16 protein-coding genes are annotated in these 15,951 nt (G+C 67.0%); 4 read left to right on the top strand and 12 right to left on the bottom strand.

Translation table 11 applies throughout. From position 1 onward, the window contains the following. The first annotated feature begins 76 nt into the window (after nucleotides 1-76). The 3 genes from ACFQ9R_RS21860 (at nucleotide 77) to ACFQ9R_RS21850 (ending at nucleotide 3,428) form a co-directional block, all read left to right on the top strand. Complete coding sequence (locus ACFQ9R_RS21860) at nucleotides 77-1,786, top strand: alkaline phosphatase D family protein (protein WP_378992841.1); 1,710 nt, start codon at nucleotides 77-79, stop codon at nucleotides 1,784-1,786. Nucleotides 1,787-1,991: 205 nt separating this feature from the next. Further along, nucleotides 1,992-2,729 (top strand): histidine phosphatase family protein, encoded by a 738-nt coding sequence (locus ACFQ9R_RS21855; protein WP_378992839.1) that lies wholly within the window; start codon nucleotides 1,992-1,994, stop codon nucleotides 2,727-2,729. A gap of 255 nt (nucleotides 2,730-2,984) precedes the next feature. Beyond that, nucleotides 2,985-3,428 (top strand): SRPBCC family protein, encoded by a 444-nt coding sequence (locus tag ACFQ9R_RS21850; RefSeq protein WP_378992837.1) that lies wholly within the window; start codon nucleotides 2,985-2,987, stop codon nucleotides 3,426-3,428. 45 nt (nucleotides 3,429-3,473) lie between these two features. Here the strand turns inward: ACFQ9R_RS21850 and ACFQ9R_RS21845 are convergent, their stop codons facing one another. The 11 genes from ACFQ9R_RS21845 to ACFQ9R_RS21795 form a co-directional block, all read right to left on the bottom strand. Next, on the bottom strand, nucleotides 3,474-4,208 hold the full coding sequence (locus ACFQ9R_RS21845) for a flavodoxin family protein (RefSeq protein WP_378992835.1): 735 nt from the start codon (nucleotides 4,206-4,208) through the stop codon (nucleotides 3,474-3,476). A 170-nt stretch (nucleotides 4,209-4,378) separates the two neighbouring features. Then, nucleotides 4,379-4,816, bottom strand: coding sequence for a VOC family protein (locus ACFQ9R_RS21840; RefSeq protein ID WP_378992834.1), 438 nt, complete (start codon nucleotides 4,814-4,816; stop codon nucleotides 4,379-4,381). A 128-nt stretch (nucleotides 4,817-4,944) separates the two neighbouring features. Continuing rightward, nucleotides 4,945-5,814, bottom strand: a complete 870-nt coding sequence (locus ACFQ9R_RS21835) for a CPBP family intramembrane glutamic endopeptidase (RefSeq protein ID WP_378992833.1) — start codon at nucleotides 5,812-5,814, stop codon at nucleotides 4,945-4,947. Next, nucleotides 5,811-6,725, bottom strand: a complete 915-nt coding sequence (locus tag ACFQ9R_RS21830; RefSeq protein ID WP_378992832.1) for an alpha/beta hydrolase — start codon at nucleotides 6,723-6,725, stop codon at nucleotides 5,811-5,813. The genes ACFQ9R_RS21835 and ACFQ9R_RS21830 overlap by 4 nt, the downstream gene beginning before the upstream one ends. A 66-nt stretch (nucleotides 6,726-6,791) precedes the next feature. Then, nucleotides 6,792-7,448 (bottom strand): helix-turn-helix transcriptional regulator, encoded by a 657-nt coding sequence (locus tag ACFQ9R_RS21825; RefSeq protein ID WP_378992831.1) that lies wholly within the window; start codon nucleotides 7,446-7,448, stop codon nucleotides 6,792-6,794. A 298-nt stretch (nucleotides 7,449-7,746) separates the two neighbouring features. Then, nucleotides 7,747-8,811: a zinc-binding dehydrogenase gene (locus ACFQ9R_RS21820; RefSeq protein WP_378992829.1), complete on the bottom strand. Its 1,065-nt coding sequence runs from the start codon at nucleotides 8,809-8,811 to the stop codon at nucleotides 7,747-7,749. Nucleotides 8,812-8,898: 87 nt separating this feature from the next. Continuing rightward, nucleotides 8,899-10,131: an MFS transporter gene (locus ACFQ9R_RS21815; RefSeq protein WP_378992827.1), complete on the bottom strand. Its 1,233-nt coding sequence runs from the start codon at nucleotides 10,129-10,131 to the stop codon at nucleotides 8,899-8,901. 194 nt (nucleotides 10,132-10,325) lie between these two features. Continuing rightward, the gene (locus tag ACFQ9R_RS21810; RefSeq protein WP_378992825.1) at nucleotides 10,326-11,243 is read right to left on the bottom strand and encodes an intradiol ring-cleavage dioxygenase; all 918 of its coding nucleotides are present in this window, start codon (nucleotides 11,241-11,243) and stop codon (nucleotides 10,326-10,328) included. Next, the gene (locus tag ACFQ9R_RS21805; protein WP_378992823.1) at nucleotides 11,207-12,283 is read right to left on the bottom strand and encodes a maleylacetate reductase; all 1,077 of its coding nucleotides are present in this window, start codon (nucleotides 12,281-12,283) and stop codon (nucleotides 11,207-11,209) included. Before ACFQ9R_RS21805 ends, ACFQ9R_RS21810 begins: the two co-directional genes overlap by 37 nt. Further along, a complete protein-coding gene (locus tag ACFQ9R_RS21800) occupies nucleotides 12,283-12,681 on the bottom strand; it encodes a nuclear transport factor 2 family protein (protein WP_378992821.1) in 399 nt (132 codons plus the stop codon). The genes ACFQ9R_RS21805 and ACFQ9R_RS21800 overlap by 1 nt, the downstream gene beginning before the upstream one ends. Beyond that, on the bottom strand, nucleotides 12,678-13,568 hold the full coding sequence (locus ACFQ9R_RS21795; protein WP_378992819.1) for an NAD(P)-dependent oxidoreductase: 891 nt from the start codon (nucleotides 13,566-13,568) through the stop codon (nucleotides 12,678-12,680). Before ACFQ9R_RS21795 ends, ACFQ9R_RS21800 begins: the two co-directional genes overlap by 4 nt. Nucleotides 13,569-13,971: 403 nt before the next feature. Here ACFQ9R_RS21795 and ACFQ9R_RS21790 point away from each other — a divergent pair, with 403 nt between their 5' ends. Then, entirely contained in the window at nucleotides 13,972-14,718 is a 747-nt protein-coding gene (locus ACFQ9R_RS21790; RefSeq protein ID WP_378992817.1) for a helix-turn-helix domain-containing protein, read from the top strand. A 22-nt stretch (nucleotides 14,719-14,740) separates the two neighbouring features. On the opposite strand, the gene ACFQ9R_RS21785 is transcribed toward ACFQ9R_RS21790, so the two are convergent. After that, the gene (locus ACFQ9R_RS21785) at nucleotides 14,741-15,949 is read right to left on the bottom strand and encodes an acetyl-CoA C-acetyltransferase (RefSeq protein WP_378992815.1); all 1,209 of its coding nucleotides are present in this window, start codon (nucleotides 15,947-15,949) and stop codon (nucleotides 14,741-14,743) included. Nucleotides 15,950-15,951 lie beyond the last annotated feature (2 nt).

The raw sequence follows: 15,951 nt of genomic DNA, 5'->3' as shown, positions 1-15,951 counted from the left end.
CCTGTCGAACCGGATTCAGTTCCGTCAGGGCAGAATGCCCCTGCTCGACAGCCGGGCCACGACATAGGCTGGACTGATGGCACGGCTGCCGGAATTCAGGAGCGAGCTGGTTCTGGGTCCGTTGCTGCGTCACGTCGGCGAAGGCGACGCCACCGTCTGGGTCGAGACCTCCGCACCATGCACCGTCGAGGTCCTCGGCCATTACGAGAACACCTGGACCATCGCCGGACATCACTACGCTCTCGTCCTGATCACGGGACTGGCGGCCGGTTCCGTCACGCGGTACGAGGTCAGTCTCAACGGCAAGCGCGTCTGGCCGCTGCCCGACGCCCCGTACCCGTCCGTCATTCGCACGCTCAGAGGCGACGCCGATCTGATCCTCGCCTTCGGCTCGTGCCGATTCGCCACACCGACCGCGACGCAGGACAACGACCACTTCGACGCCGACGCTCTCGACGCCTATGCGCGGCGAGTCATGCAACGCCCGCCCGAAGATCTGCCCGACGCATTGTTGCTGGTCGGCGACCAGGTTTACGCCGATGAGCTGTCCCCGGAGATCCTCCGTCGCATCGACGAGGTGCACGACCTCGACCAACCGCCGGGCGCCCAGATCCGCAACTTCGAGGAGTACACGTGGCTCTATTCCGAGTCATGGTCCGACCCGCAGGTGCGCTGGCTGCTGTCCACGGTGCCGTCGTCGATGATCTTCGACGACCACGACGTCATCGACGACTGGAACACCTCGACATCGTGGCGTGACGAGATCGAGGCCACCGATTGGTGGGAGGAACGCATCGTGGGCGCGTTGTCGTCGTACTGGATCTACCAGCACCTGGGCAACCTCTCGCCCGCTGCCCTGGCCGAGGACGAGCTCTACCAGCGGATCCGATCCGAGGGCGGCGACTGCGCGGAGTTGCTCCGCGATTTCGCGTCCGCAGCGGACGAAGAAGCCGACGGCGCCAAGGGAGCGCAATGGTCGTATCGCCGCGATCTCGGCACCACCCGGCTGCTCGTCATCGATTCCCGGTGCGGACGCATACTCGGCGGCGGCACGCGGTCGATGGTCTCCGAGCCCGAGTTCTCGTGGATCGAACGACAGACCGAGGGCGACTACGACCACCTGCTGGTGGGGAGCTCGCTCCCGTGGCTGCTGCCGCGTGCCCTCCACGACCTGGAGTCGTGGAATGAGCGCATGGCCTCAGGGGTCCGCGGCCGACGTGTGGCCGGATGGTCCGAAAGATTGCGGCGCTCAGCCGATCTGGAACATTGGGCCGCGTTCCGAGAGTCATTCGACCGGCTCGCCCAACTCGTCGCCCGCGTCGGGCGCGGACAGTGCAGCAGCCCGGGGGGACGGGCGCCCGCCACGATCTGCGTGCTGTCCGGCGACGTTCACCACGCCTATGCCGCGCAAGCGCAGTTCCCCGACGCCGTGCGATCCCGGGTCTACCAGCTGACCTGTTCGCCGATGCACAACTACGTTCCGACCGCCATGAAGGTGATCTTCCGGGTCTCGTGGAGTCGGGCCGCCGAACGGGTGACGCGTTTCCTCCTGGACCGAGTGTCCACCGTTCCCGCGGTGTCGGTCGAGTGGAGTCGGGTCACCGGCCCCTTCTTCGGCAACCAGATAGCGACGCTGCATCTACGCGGCCGGACCAGCCGCCTCGTGCTGGAGCAGGTGAGCACCGACGGCGGCCGTCCACATTTGACGACGGTCGCGGACGTGGTGCTGTCGGGTTGTGGAAATCGCCGTGCACACCGGATCGGCGGCATCGAAACGGCCGGGTGAGCAGGTCGCGTGAGTCGACATGCCGCTCGCACTTCCGCTACCGGTGGTTTCGCCTGCGCGGTCCAGTACGCGAAAGCTCCCGATGAATGGGAGACCCCGTCTTTGATTCGGGCAAATAGCTGCTTCTGTGAGACGCGACACTCCGAATTCCGGTTCTTCGACATACCGGAATTGGCGTTCGCCACAATGAAAGGCATTCCCACCCATGCGAATCCGACCTCTTCGATTGTCCATTGCCGTGATGGCGGTCGCGGCCACAACCGCTACCACCGGCGTCGCGTCCGCCGATATCGACTTCGGCAGTTCCGGCAGCAGCTCCGGCAGCAGCGGCGACATGGTCATCACCCTGGTGCGCCATGCCGAGTCCCTCGGTAACACCTCCGGCCTGATCGACACCAAGGTGCCCGGACCCGACCTGACCTCACGCGGCCGGACACAGGCAGACAATCTGGCCATCCAGCTGGGCGACAAGAACTACGACTGCGCCTTCGCATCCAACATGGTGCGTACCGAGCAGACCGCGGCACCGACCGTCGCCAAGCAGGACCTGAGCCTCGGCATTCAGCCCGGTTTCCGGGAGATCGAGGCAGGCCAGTACGAGGGCACCCCGGAGGCCGAGGCGATGTCCGGGTACCTACAGGCGCCGATCAAGTGGCTCTCCGGCGACCTGAGCGCACGGATTCCAGGCTCCATCGACGGCAACGAGTTCGACGGCCGCGTCGATCAGGCACTGCTCGATGTGCAGCGCCGCGGCTGCGCCAACCCGGTGATCTTCTCGCACGGCGGCACCATCATGTTCTGGTCGATGATGAACGCCGCCAACGCCGACAAGAGCAAACTCGGCACCGATCCGATGCGCAACGGCGGCCGCGTCGTCCTCGAGGGCAGCCCGCAGAAGGGCTGGACGATTGTCGAGTGGGTCGGCCACCCGGACCTGGGCTGATTCACCCTTCCGTGCCCCGGATGCCACCGACACAATCGATGGCACCGGGGCACGGTCGTCTCTCAGCACAGGAGCGCCCGTGGCGCAGTCGTCCACCACGGCGGGGCACTGGCATAGTCAGGGAAGCGCCGGCCGAGCGCACGGTCGACAGCGCTGATGCTCGCGCGACGGTCACCGCCGAAGCGCAACCACCCGCGCCAGCGATACCCGTCCAGGTCCAGGCCGGACCGTGGTGAACCGAAGGGATTTCTGTCCATGACCGTCGTGAAAGTGCAACGCAGCATCGACGCCCCGATCGAAGCGGTGTTCGACGCCTACACCGACCATGCGGCGCTGGCGCTGGTGCCCGGCATCGTGTCGGCCACTGTGGTCCGGCCCGGCGACACCGAACCGAACGGGCTCGGCGCGATCCGCGAGGTGAACGCCGGCATCGCCTGGTTCCGGGAGGAGATCACCGCCTTCGACCGGCCCGTCCTGATGGAGTACAGGATCCGCAAGGCGCGGCCACCGTTGCAGCACAAACTCGGCCGGGTCGAGTTCGAGTCGACCTCGCCAGGCACGACCCTTGTCACTTGGACATCGGAGTTCGATTCACCCGTGCGAGGTATCGGATTCGTGTTCGGTCCCGCCGGCAAACTCATCGCGTCGGCCGGGTTCAGCTGGGTCTTGAAATGTCTCGACAACCGCATCGGGTCCTGACTGTCACCAGCGTCGCGGATCCGGATCCCAGTTCCTCGGCGTGATTCATCGGTGCTCCGGATTGTCGAAGTCGGGCCTGCATCCGGCGTCCCACTCGCTGCGCTGGTTTCCGAAGGCCGGGATTCCGCCGTTGCGCCGCAGCATGGCCGCCACGTGCATGAGGTTGAAGGTCATGAACGACGTATTGCGGTTGGTGAAATCGTTGTCCGGTCCGCCCGAATCCGGATCGAGATAGGACGGACCCGGACCGACCGACCCGATCCATCCGGCATCAGCCTGCGGCGGAATGGTGTATCCGAGGTGCTGCAGGCTGTAGAGGATATTCATCGCGCAGTGCTTGATACCGTCTTCGTTACCGGTGATCAGACACCCCGCTGCCCGCCCGTAGTAAGCGTATTGACCGGCATCGTTGAGCAGCGACGAGCATCCGTAGAGGCGTTCGATCACCCGTTTCATCACCGAACTGTTGTCGCCCAGCCAGATCGGGCCGCACAAGACCAGGATGTCGGCGTCGAGCACGCGCGCGAAGATCTGCGGCCATTCATCGGTCGGGGCTCCGTGCTCGGTCATGTCAGGCCACACTCCGGTCGCGATATCGTGGTCGACCGCGCGCAGCTCCTCGACTTCGACACCGCGCCGACGCATGATCTGCGCACTCAACCGCACCAGCCCGTCGGTATTGCTGGGCTCGGGCGAACGTTTGAGCGTGCAATTGATGAACAGCGCGCGCAGATCGTCGAAGCGCGGGCCCGGTTCGGTCACCGCCTCGGGCCCGGTCATCGCCTCGGCCCGACTCGAAGGCCGAGCACCCGGCAGAGCAGTGGGCGGTGGTGGTCGCGGGGGTTGTGGTGCGGCACTGGTGCTCCCATCTCTTTGGTGTGACTGTTCGATCACTCGAGTCGCTGGAGCGCGGCGGATTTCGTCGCGAACGAGCGACGGCGGCGTGTCGGTCAGTCGGCGAAGATGCCTTTCAGCATCCCGGTGGCCTGACCGACCTCGATCAGGTAGCCGTCGGGGTCGCGCAGGTAGCACCGTAGTTCGGCCTTGCGGTCCAGCGGCTCGGTCAAGAACTGTCCGCCTTTGGCGGTGACGTCGGCATAGAAAGCGGCGATGTCGGCGACCCGCACGTTGAGAAACGACGAGACCACCTCGCCGGCCGTCGGCGGTGCCAGCGTGATGTCGGGCTTGTCCGGGGTTGGTCCACCGCCGGGATTCATGATGATCCAGCTGTTGGCGACCTTGACGATAGCCGGATTTTCCGCGAGAACGACCTGGCCGCCGAGGATGTCGGCGTAGAAATCGCGCGAGCGGACCACATCGCGCACGGTCAGGAAATGGGTGAGGATCAGACCCTGTTCGGGTGCGGGGAGGTCTGGGCGACTGGTCACGAGGGCTCCTTCGGTTCGAGTTACCGTGCGCGTTCCCACTACCGATCTGTTGACACACTCACTGCGCCGCGGTGCGACCAGCGACTGCCCGGCCCCGCCTGGGAACGACACTCACGCCGCAGGCTTGGTCAGGGCCGCTGGGATACCCGCTCTTCGCCGCCGCCGCGCTGTGGAAGTGGGCGAGCTTCAACGGCTCCCTGGACGACCGGTGCCGGGCTCGTGCGCATCAGCCACAGCGCAGCGGCGAGCGTCAGCACCCAGCCGATCACTTCGATGAGCAGATGATCTGTCGCATCGGGAACGGATTGCAGCAGGTACACCCGGACACTGTTGATCGCTCCGTGCGTCATGACTGCCGGCCAGACACTCCCCGACCGCCAACGAAGTGCTAGAAGCAGCGGCGCCCACGGCAGCATGCCCGCGAAATAGATGACGATGTCCCACGGTGGGCGGTCTCCGATCACGGCGATCACCGGCAGGTGCCAGACGATCCAGACGACACCGCTGGCAAGGGCCAGCGGCCAGAATCCCCATGACGCGGCGCGGGTCGCCAGCCAGCCGCGCCAGCCGAACTCCTCTCCGATGGCGAAGACCGACTGCAGGAGGAAGACCGGAACGACCCACACTGTCGCCGCCAAGATCTGGTCGAGCGGGTTGAGCGGCCAGATCCCCGATGCCAGTGCGATGCAGGCCTGGATGGCGGCGATCGCGGTGATGAGGCCGATGCCGATGCCTGCCCACTTGGGTGTGCCGCGCCACCCGGTTGCGAAAGTTTCGCCGAACGTTCCGGGTCGTCGGGCGAGCCACATGATGATCGCCGCGAGCAGCGGGGTCATTTGCAGGATCGGAACGATCAGGTTGTCGAAGTCCGTGGAGACCAGCCGAAAGACCATCGGAACGGACAGCGTGTAGCACAGCACGATGGCGATCGCGAAGAACCACGCGACGTCGAGGAAATTCGATCCGGTAGCACTACCGCGCGCACGGACTGTCGTCATGACTGCTCCTCCTCGCGCTCGGTGCGCGGGTCGATGGGCTGGACCGGTACCACCGGCGCCTGGCCGGCGAAGGCCGCCAGCGTCCGGTCGATCCATGCGATGACGTCGGCCAGGATGGCAGGCCCCTCGGCTTCCTCCTCCAACCCGTGGTAGACGCCCGGACAGGTCCTCAGCGTCGCCGACGACACGAGGTCGACCACCCGGCGGCTGGCGGAGAGCGGATTGATCAGATCGGCGTCGCCATGAACCACGAGTAGTGGTACCGCGACTCGGGTGGCAGCCGATGCCACGCGATCCATCTGTGCCAAGACATCGATCGCGAAGCGTGCGGTCGCTCGCCCATGGACCAAGGGATCGGCGTACCGTTCGGCGACGACGCCGGGGTCGCGATTGACACGCTCGAACCGCAGCCCGTTCGGCAACGTCAGGGTGGCGAAGGCGCCGCCGAGGCTCCTGACCACGGCCACCTTCAGCCGCTGATTCCGCAGCTCCGAGTCGAAAGCGGGTCCGGTCACCACCACCGCGGCCACGTCCGTCCCCGGCCGGTCCGCTGCGTAGTGGAACGCGTAGAGCCCGCCCAGGCTGTGGCCGTACAGCACGACCGGCGCGCCGCCCGTTCGCGCACGCTCGTGTGCGATGAGATGGTCCACGGCCCGCGCCGTCGACTGGTATCGGACGTCGCCGCGGCGTCCTTCGGATCGCCCGAATCCTTCGTAGTCCATGGCAAGCACGGAGAAGCCGGCCGCGGTGAACAACCGAGCCGTGCTGTCGTAGCGGGCGGCGTGCTCGCCGAGACCGTGCATGATGACGACACTGGCCCGAGCGGGCCCGCTCGGGACCCAGTGGAGTGAGGTGAGTCGGGGGCCGCCGCCGTCCGGTGTGAAGGAGTCGAAGATGGGTGATGTGTTCACGAGCAGTTCCTTTCGGGTCTGCTCGAGCCTCGCCGCTTCGCCCCGGTCCAGGATTGGACCAACCTGCTAGGTCGGCAGGATCTCCCAGCGGATCGTGCTGAACGCGGTGGGAGGGCCGCCGAAGGTTCGGCGACACGTCCTCGTGAGATGGGAGCTGTCGGTGAACCCCGCCAGGTGAGCCGCATCGGTGAGCGTCCGGCCCTGTGCAACCGCTGCGGTCGCCCGGAGCAGCCGGAGCCATCTCACGTAGGCCCGGAAGGTGATTCCGAGGTCCTGGGCGAAGAGATGGGACAGCCGGCTCTCCGACAGATGAACGGTCGCGGCGAGGTCGCGAAGCCGGATGGGTCGTGAGTCCAGCTCGGCCTGAAGGTGGCTGCGCGCGGCGGCGACTCCCGGATGAAGCGGGTGCGAGGTGTTTCCGGGAGAGCGCAGGCGCCCCTCCACGTACGCGCTGTGCCCCGTGATCAGGGTCTGTCCCGCGTGATCCCAGGCACGAGCGTGGGACGGATCGTCGACCAGCTCGATCAGCTCGGCGCCCAGAGCTGACTCGGGCTCGACGTGCGCCACGACGCCCCAGGCGCCGGCGGCGCTGAACGCGTGCGACTGATCGGCGGGAACGATCGCCGCGTTCGTCCGTCGCTGACGGCCCTGGAGATCCTCGATGACGAACGTCCCCTGGTGGGCGACGGCGACCTGCACGGAGTGGTGAGAATGTCCCGGCAAACTTCCCAGCGGACCCTCGATCTCGAGTACACCGGGACGCAAGCGCCCTGTGCCGGACCACCGTGAGATCAATGGCTGTCGCTCGTCCGACGCGTGCATCGGCTGAAATATACGCGGCACGGGAGCGCTCCGACCCGGCCGCGAAACGGCGGCCCCTGAATCGTCACCATGGATGGCCATCTGGCGGGTGCGAGGCGGACTGATTCTGGCCAGCGATCGGGTCGATCTGCCGACCATCCCTGCGGGTCCGCCGCCACGCCGGAGCTTTGACCCCGGCGCAAAGCCTGTCCGGAACCGGTCACGCGCCAGGATCGATAAGGATCTTGCCTTCCACCTGCCCGGCGGCGAGCCGATCCAGTGATGCGCCCAGATGCGCGAGTCCTACCGGGGATTCGGCGAATTCGGTGCCGAGCAGCGGGTCTGCCGCGAGGATGTGCAATGCGGCGGGGAGGTCGGTGTCGCAGACGTGGGCCAGCGTCGTGTCGAGGGTGATCTCGCGGAAGATCATCGAGTGCATGTCGAGGGCGGGCTTGTCCTTGGGGATGCCGACGGCTTGGACACGGCCGCCGTCGATGACCATCTCGAGTGCCGCCGCCAGCTGGCCGGGCGCCCCGCTTGCCTCGATCACGACGTCGGGTTTGCGGCCGTCGAGTGCGTCGGTGACATCGGCGGCGACGGACTCCGACGGAGCGAGGGTGCGATCGGCGCCCAGACGTTGCGCGCGGTCGAGGCGGCTGCCGGGGAAATCGATGACGGTGATGTCGAACTCGCCGAGGTGTCGCAGACCGGCGAGGACGAACGAGCCGATCGCGCCGGCACCGATGATGACGACGTTGTCGCCCTCGCGCGCACCGGACCGGCGAGCCGCGTGGATGCCGACAGACAGGGGTTGGGCGAGTCCGGCGTGGTCCAGGGACAACCCGGTGGGCAACGGACGCAGTGTCTTCGTCGGGACGGCGACGAATTCGGCCATCCCGCCGTGGACGTTCAGCCCGAGGGTTCGGTACCGCGTGCACTGGTTGGTTCGGCCTTCGCCACATCGTCGGCATTTGCCGCACCAGACACCGGCGCCACTGGCGACCAGGCTGCCCTCGGTGAGTCCGGAACCCGGGTCGGCCTCGACGATCTCGCCGACGAATTCGTGGCCGGGGATGATCGGGCCGAGGTGCCCGCTGTGGGGGTGGCGGCGTTGCACGGGAAAGGTTTTCGGTCCGGCGGTCCACTCGGAGGCGTCGGTCCCGCAGATTCCCGAGCGCAGCACCCGCAGGAGTGTTTCCCCGGTGCCCGGAGCGGGGATGTCGACTTCTTCGAGTCGGATATCGCGGGGGCCGTAGTAGACGGCGGCTTGCATCGTCGATGGCACAGCAGTGTTTTCCTCGTCGAGATAGTGGACAGGGTTCGGATGCCGACAGATGGTCTGGGTCGCCACGGGCGACCCAGACCATCGGCGTCACACCTTGACGGGTTCTCCGTCGCGTGGGTCGGTAACCGGTTGGGCGACAACGTCATCGGTGACAGTGCTGCCGCGGGGCAGGAACAACGCCACCACCGCGGCGAGGCCGAAGAAGCCCGCGCACACGATGAGACCACCCTGGAATCCGATGCTCGCCGCCAGTCCGGCCAGAGCGAACGGCGCCAGCGCCGACACACCACGGCCGACGTTGAAGCAGAAGCCGGCACCCGTCGCGCGGGCCCTGGTCGGGAACAGTTCCCCGAGGTAGGAGCCGAACAGGCCGAAGAAGGCGGTGAACGCGCCGAACAGCGGTCCCATCCACAGCAGGGCGGTTTCCTGGGTGGTGAGTGCGTAGATCGGCAGGGTCAGCGTGACACCGAGCAAGGTGATGATGATCGTCCGGTGACGGCCGATGTGATCGGCGAGGTAGCCGAAACCGTTGTAGCCGACGAACATTCCCAGATTCAGCATCGTGATGAACAGCGCGACCGAGGTCGTAGCCAGACCACGCTCAGTGGTGAGGTAGGTGGGCAGCCAGGTCATCGAGCCCCAGTAGCCGAACAGCGCGAGAGCCGCCATGAGGGTGCCGAGCAGTGTCCTGCGGCGCAGGGAGGAACCCAGGACATCGCGCACAGAGACGACATCGTTGGCGTTGTCGGCCTTTTGAGCTGCCCAGGTGGCGGATTCGGAGAAGAAGATCGCGACGATCGCGATCGGCAGCACGACCGCGCAGCCCGACACCAGGAACATCAGTCGCCAATCCGGCAGGAACCAGCCCGAGATCGTGGCTGCCATCGCACCACCGGCGGGGAAGGCGCTGATCACGAATGCGGCTGCGCGACCACGGTGCTTTTCGGGCCACGTCTCGACCACGTAGGCCGAGACCACGCTCCAGACAGCGCCGAGCCCGATACCGGCGAGGAACCGCAGCAGCAGGAAGACCTCATAGCTCGGAACCACGTAGATCGCCGCGGTGAAGATGCCGAAGATGCTCAGCGCGGCGAGCAGTGCCTTCTTGCGCCCGAAGTTGTCGGCCACATACCCACCGAGGACGCTGCTGACACCGATGCCGACCAGGGTGGCGGTCGCCAGCAGGCCGCCCTGGGTGATCGTGATGCCCAGATCCTTACGGATGGATGGTAGCGCCATGGAAAGTAGGACGATTTCCAAAGCGTCGAACAGGTAGGCGAGGAAACACCCGCCGAGCACGATCCAACGTGTACGTCGCATCGTTGTACCTCCAGTGTGAGCTGCTGGGGGTCGTGCCCGGGCAGCAGTGATCTTCGAATTGCAGGGAACGGGTGTTCGCTGCACGGGTGGAACCGGCACCGAGTCATCGCCTGCCGGTGTGTAATCCGGCGACAGGCATGGCGGTGCCGTTCGATCCGGACCTCGACGGGTCCGGTCGTGTGTGTGACGGGGCGCTAGCTGCCGTCGTGGGTGGCCAGCACCAGGTCGAACGTGATGCTCGTCCAGCCGTCCGGCGGATGCGTCCCGTCAGGAGCGGTGGTGTCGGCGTGGTGGACGGCCTCGACGACGAGGTTCTCCTTCACGCCGAACACCGCGTCGCAGTCGAGGTAGGGGTCGCCCGCGACGAAGATATGGGTGATCAGTGGCCGGAAATCCGGTGCGGTGACCATGTAGTGCAGATGCGCGGGGCGCATCGGGCCGCGGGCGGTGGCGGTCAGCAGGTCGCCGACCGGGCCGTCGTGGGGAATCGGATACGGCGCGGGCAGTACCGACCAGAATCGGTATTCGCCGTTCGCACCCGAGCGCAGCCAGCCGCGACCGGCCGAGCGGTCGTCGGTGTACTGGACGTCGTAGAAGCCGTCGGAGTCGGCTTCCCACACTTCGATGCGCGCCCCCTCGATCGGTTCGCCACCGGTGGTGCGCACCTGGCCCGAGACGTAGCAGGGTAGGCCCTTCGCGCCGCGGGCGATATCGCCCCCGAGCGGAATCTCCGGTGCGGAATCGACGAAGAACGGACCGAACACCGTCGACTCGGTAGCGCCGGGCTCGGCGGGTTCGTTGATGGCGACCGTGAGCATCGACAGGCCGAGCACATCGGAGAGCAGAATGAATTCCTGACGCCGACTGTCGGTGATATGTCCTGCGCGAGTGAGGAATTCGATAGCCGACTCCCACTCGTGTTCGGTGAGCCGAACGTCGCGGGCGAAGGAGTGCAGGTGGCGCACGAGACTGTGCATCACTTCGCGCAGCCGAGGATCGGGGGTGGCGTCGAAGCTGGCCAGCACCTCCTCGGTGACGGCTTGTTCCTTGTCGACGGCGGTAGCCGGGTCGCCGCTCATGCCGTCGGCCCGGTGGGTTCGGATCCCGCCCACGCGCCGTGCAGGATCGCGCGGAGTCCGTCCGGAGTGACGGGTGTGGGGTTGTCGGCGGGAGCGATCGCCAGGATGTCGTCGATCACGTCGTCGATGCCGGACTCGTCCATGCCGAGCTCACGTAGCCCCGCCGGTACACCGACCTCACCACCCAGTTCACGCAGTCCGGCGACGATGTCGACTCGCCCGAGCGCACGGCCGATCCGGTCGGTGGCCTCGCTCGCGTTGGGAGCGTTGTAAGCCAGTACGTAGGGCAGCACGATGGCGTGGGTGTGGGCGTGGGGCAGGTCGAACGCCCCGCCGAGGACGTGGCAGATCTTGTGGTGCAGCCCGGATCCGGCGACGGCGAACGCCGATCCGGCCAGGTAGGCGCCGAGCAGTAGTTCACCGCGACTGGCCAGGCCGGTCGGGGTGGACGCGATGGTGGTCAGCCCGTTCACCAAGTGACGGATGCCGTCTTCGGCGACCGCGCTGGACACCGGGCTTCGCCGTGGCGCCCAGAAGGCCTCGACACAGTGCGCCACCGCGTTGAGTCCGCTGGCGACCGAAAGTTCCACCGGCAGAGTAAGAGTCAGCTCCGGGTCGTAGACGACGGTCTTGGGCAACACCCGCCGATCGGTCCCGGTGGTCTTGCGCCCACGCTCGGTCAGACCCCACACCGGGGTGACTTCGGAGCCGGCATAAGTCGTCGGCACAGCGAGCACCGGCAGACCGGTGGTCAGGGCGACGATCTTGGCCGTTCCCGTCGTCGAGCCGCCGCCCACCGACAGCACCACGTCGGCGTCGGCGTCGAGTGCGACCTTGCGGGCGAGCTCGGCGACCTCGGCGGGCACATGGGGACGAACCTCGGAGAAGGTCGCGACCACCCGATCGGCGAACGGTGCGCACAGCTGTGTCGCGGTGCCGTTCTCGGCATCGGTGGCGATGAGCAGCACGCGGCGCGCGCCGAGCAGGTCGAGCTCGGTGAGCAACTTGGTGCGCGCGGCGCCGGCGCCGAAGACGACCCGGCCCGGCAGGCCGTCGTAGGTGAACTGGGTCATCAGATCGCTCCCGGGATGACCGTGGGTCCGTAGCCCAGCAGCAGCCACCGATCGCCGTCGCGCACCCAGACCGCGAGCGCGCTGTTGGCGAGTTGTTTGCGCACCCCACCGGCGGTGATGTCGGCGCGCATCTCACCGGAGACCAGTACGGTGTCGCCGACGACGACGATCTTGTGTACCGGGTGCTCGATCCGGTGGTAGACGTAGAAGCCGGTGCGCAGTTTCTCCAGGTAGCTGTCGAGGGTGTCGACCACGGCGTTGGAGTGCGTGTAGAGCAACTCGGGGTGCGCGAACGCGGCGAAGCCTTCGATGTCGCCTGCCACCACCGCGGCGTAGCGAGCGTCTTCGAGCGAGCGGATGGTCGATTCGATCTCAGCCGTGGCGAGAGTATCGGTCATGAGAGGGCTCCGGTCTGTGGTGCGGTGGACAGGGTTTCACGCAACATCACGCCGTTGCGGCGGCGCAGGACGGTGAGGACCTCGGCCATGTCGGCCTGACCCAGCCCGGTGGCCACGGCATCGTCGAGTACGGCGAACGCGGCTTCGGACCCGGGCAGAATCAGCCGGTGACTGTGGGCCAGCGCGAGAGCCAGGCCGAGGTCCTTGCGGATCAGCGATACCGGCGCCGCGACCGGCGTCGACTCCGGCGCGAGGTAGGCCTGCTGCTTGTAGCCGACATACGGGGCGCCCGCCGCGCTGTTGCGCAGGATGTCGTAGAACGTGGCAGGGTCGAGGGCACCGGCTTCGGCGAGCAGAAGTCCTTCTGCGACAGCCTGACTCAGCCCGGCCAGGACCGCGTTGACCGCGAGTTTGGCCGTGGACCCCGAGCCGACCGGTCCGGCGTGGAACTGGGCGGTGGTCATCGCGGCCAGGACCGGTCGTGCCCGCTCGAACTGTTCGGGCGTGGCGCCGACCATCGTGGTGATGGCGGCGGTTTCGGCCATCGACACACTGCCCGACACCGGCGCATCGATCACCGCTAGGTGCGGCAGGTCGGCGAGTTCGCGCACGACCTCAGGGCCGACGGTACCCATCACGATGTGCAGGTGGCCGGGCGCGACAGTGCGCAGACCCTCGATCACCAGGCCCCGCGTGGATTCACCATCGGGCAGCATGCTGATCGTCAACGCGGCGGCGGCCAGCGCGTCGGGGAAGTCGGCGAGACCGACCCCCTCGGGCGCTTGCTCGACATGGGGGTCATAGGCGAGAACGGTGTGCCCTGCCGCGGCCAGGTGGGCGGCCATCGGCCTGCCCATTCGGCCCAGGCCCGCGAATCCGATCAGCACGTCCCCTCCCCCGCTACGCAGACGGTCGCCGCGAATCGGTGAGCGGTGGTGAGAGGCGGAGAAAAGCAGGTCGACCGAAGTCGCGCAATCGGGAAAGACACGAGTCTCCTTCGTCGTCGATGACGGGGAACGGGGCTGAAGCCACCGTGAATGTGTTCAGTATCATTAAACATATAGAGAGTGATGTCAACCACGGAACAACGGTCGCCACATCGAGGAGACTCGCCGCCGATGTTCTAACCACCGAGAACATGCACCTCGGGAGGCAAGTTTCCCGCGAAACAGCACGTCGAGACGGGACTGTCCGAATCCACCACGCGCCGCAGGTAGTGTTCATCCATAGTGAACCCGTAGTGTTCACTGATAGTTGATTTCGTTTCGGCGAGTGGACAGAGGTGCGCTGATGCAGGACAGGATCGGGCCGGCATTGAAGCAGGCGCGTCTGGATCGGGGTTCGAGCCTGCGCGGGTTGGCGGCCGCGGCGGGCATCTCCGCCAGCCAGCTCTCCCAGATCGAGAACAACAAGTCCCAGCCGTCGGTGAGCACCCTCTACGCCCTCGTCAACCATCTCGAGGTCTCCCTCGATGATCTCCTGGGCCTGCGGTACGGCCGCGCCGAGCCCACCGCCGAACCGGCCGGACACTCGGGCACGAGCCGATCCACCGGAGTGGTTCAACGCGCCGCGGACAACCCGGTGCTCGAGATGGCCAACGGGGTCCGGTGGGAAAAGCTCGCGCTCGACCCGGACGCGGGCGTCGACGCCCTGCTGGTCACCTACGAGCCGGGTGCCGCGAGCTCGGTGGACCGAATGCCGATGCGCCACTCCGGAACCGAGTACGCCTACCTGTTCACCGGGGAGCTGACGCTGCTGCTCGATTTCGACAGGTACACCATCGGCGCGGGCGACTCGCTGTGCTTCGATTCCACCCGGCCGCACATGTACGTCAACCAGTCGAGCGAACCCGCGCGCGGCGTGTGGTTCGTCGCGGGCCGCCACGAATCCGGCCCCACCCGGGCATGGGTCGCCGCACAGCTCGGTGAGACCGACACCGAATCGCCCCTGCGCGTGACGAATGCGGTCGACGCACTGGATCTACTCGGTGCCAACATCGTGCGACCACCCGCGGTAAAACCCGGCCGCGAGAGCTAGTCGCGACCGGGTCCCGAATGGATCAGAGGCGTTCGAATACGGCCGCCAGCCCCTGTCCGCCGCCGATGCACATCGTTTCGAGGCCGTAGCGGCCTTCGCGGCGGGCCAGTTCGTGCAGCAGGGTGGCCAGGATTCTGGCGCCGGTAGCGCCGACCGGGTGACCGAGGGAGATTCCCGAGCCGTTGGGGTTGACGCGCGGGTCGTCGGGTTCGATCTTCCAGGTCCGCAGGACGGCCAGTGTCTGTGCGGCGAAGGCCTCGTTGAGTTCGATCACGTCCAGGTCGTCGAGTGTGAGATCTATTCGTGCGAGCGCTTTTTCGGTCGCGGGTACCGGTCCGATACCCATGGTGGACGGCGGTACGCCCGCGACCGCCCACGACGCCAGTCGAGCGATGGGGCGCAGCCCGAGTGCCTGCGCACGCTGCGGTGTCGTCACGATGCAGACGGCCGCGCCGTCGTTCTGACCGCTGGAATTTCCGGCGGTCACCGTGGATTCGGGATCGATGCCGAGACGGATCGGGCGCAGCTTGCCCAGCGTATCGAGGTCGGTATCGGCTCGTGGATGCTCATCGGTGCGCACCAGCAGTGGCTCCCGCTTACGTTGCGGCACAGCGACACCCACCAGCTCCGCCTCGAAGCGACCATCACGTTGCGCGGCGACGGCACGCTGGTGCGACTGCACGGCGAGCGCGTCCTGGTCCGCGCGGCTGATGGCGAACTGCGCGCGCAGGTTCTCCGCGGTTTCGATCATGCCGCCGGCGACCGGAAAGTTCCTGCCGCCAGCGGTGATTCGCGCACGCGCGAGGCGGTCGTGCAACACCGGCCCGTCGCCACGGATGCCCCAGCGGATGTCGGTGGCGTAGAACTCGGTGCGGCTCATGGATTCCACGCCGCCCGCCAGGACGAGATCGCTGCCGCCCGATTGCACCTGCATGCAGGCTTGCAGCACTGCCTGCAGACCCGACCCGCAGCGCCGGTCCACCTGGATGCCGGGTACGCCGATCCCCAGGCCCGCGTCCAGCGCGGCGATGCGGCCGATCGCGGGCGCCTCGCCGTTGGGCGAGGACTGCCCGAGGATGACGTCGTCGACGGTCGCGGCGTCGAGTCCGGTGCGGGCGATCAGTTCGGTGATCACGGCCGCGGCGAGGTCTTGCGGGGCGATGTCTTTGAACACCCCGCCGAATCGTCCGACCGGGGTTCGCAGTGGTTCGCAGATAACAGCTTCGGGCATAG

The organism is Nocardia sp. NPDC056541 (assembly GCF_042794235.1).
GTDB lineage: Bacteria > Actinomycetota > Actinomycetes > Mycobacteriales > Mycobacteriaceae > Nocardia.
The sequence above is the reverse complement of the archived record's forward strand: the minus strand, read 5'-3'. Positions and strand labels throughout refer to the sequence as shown.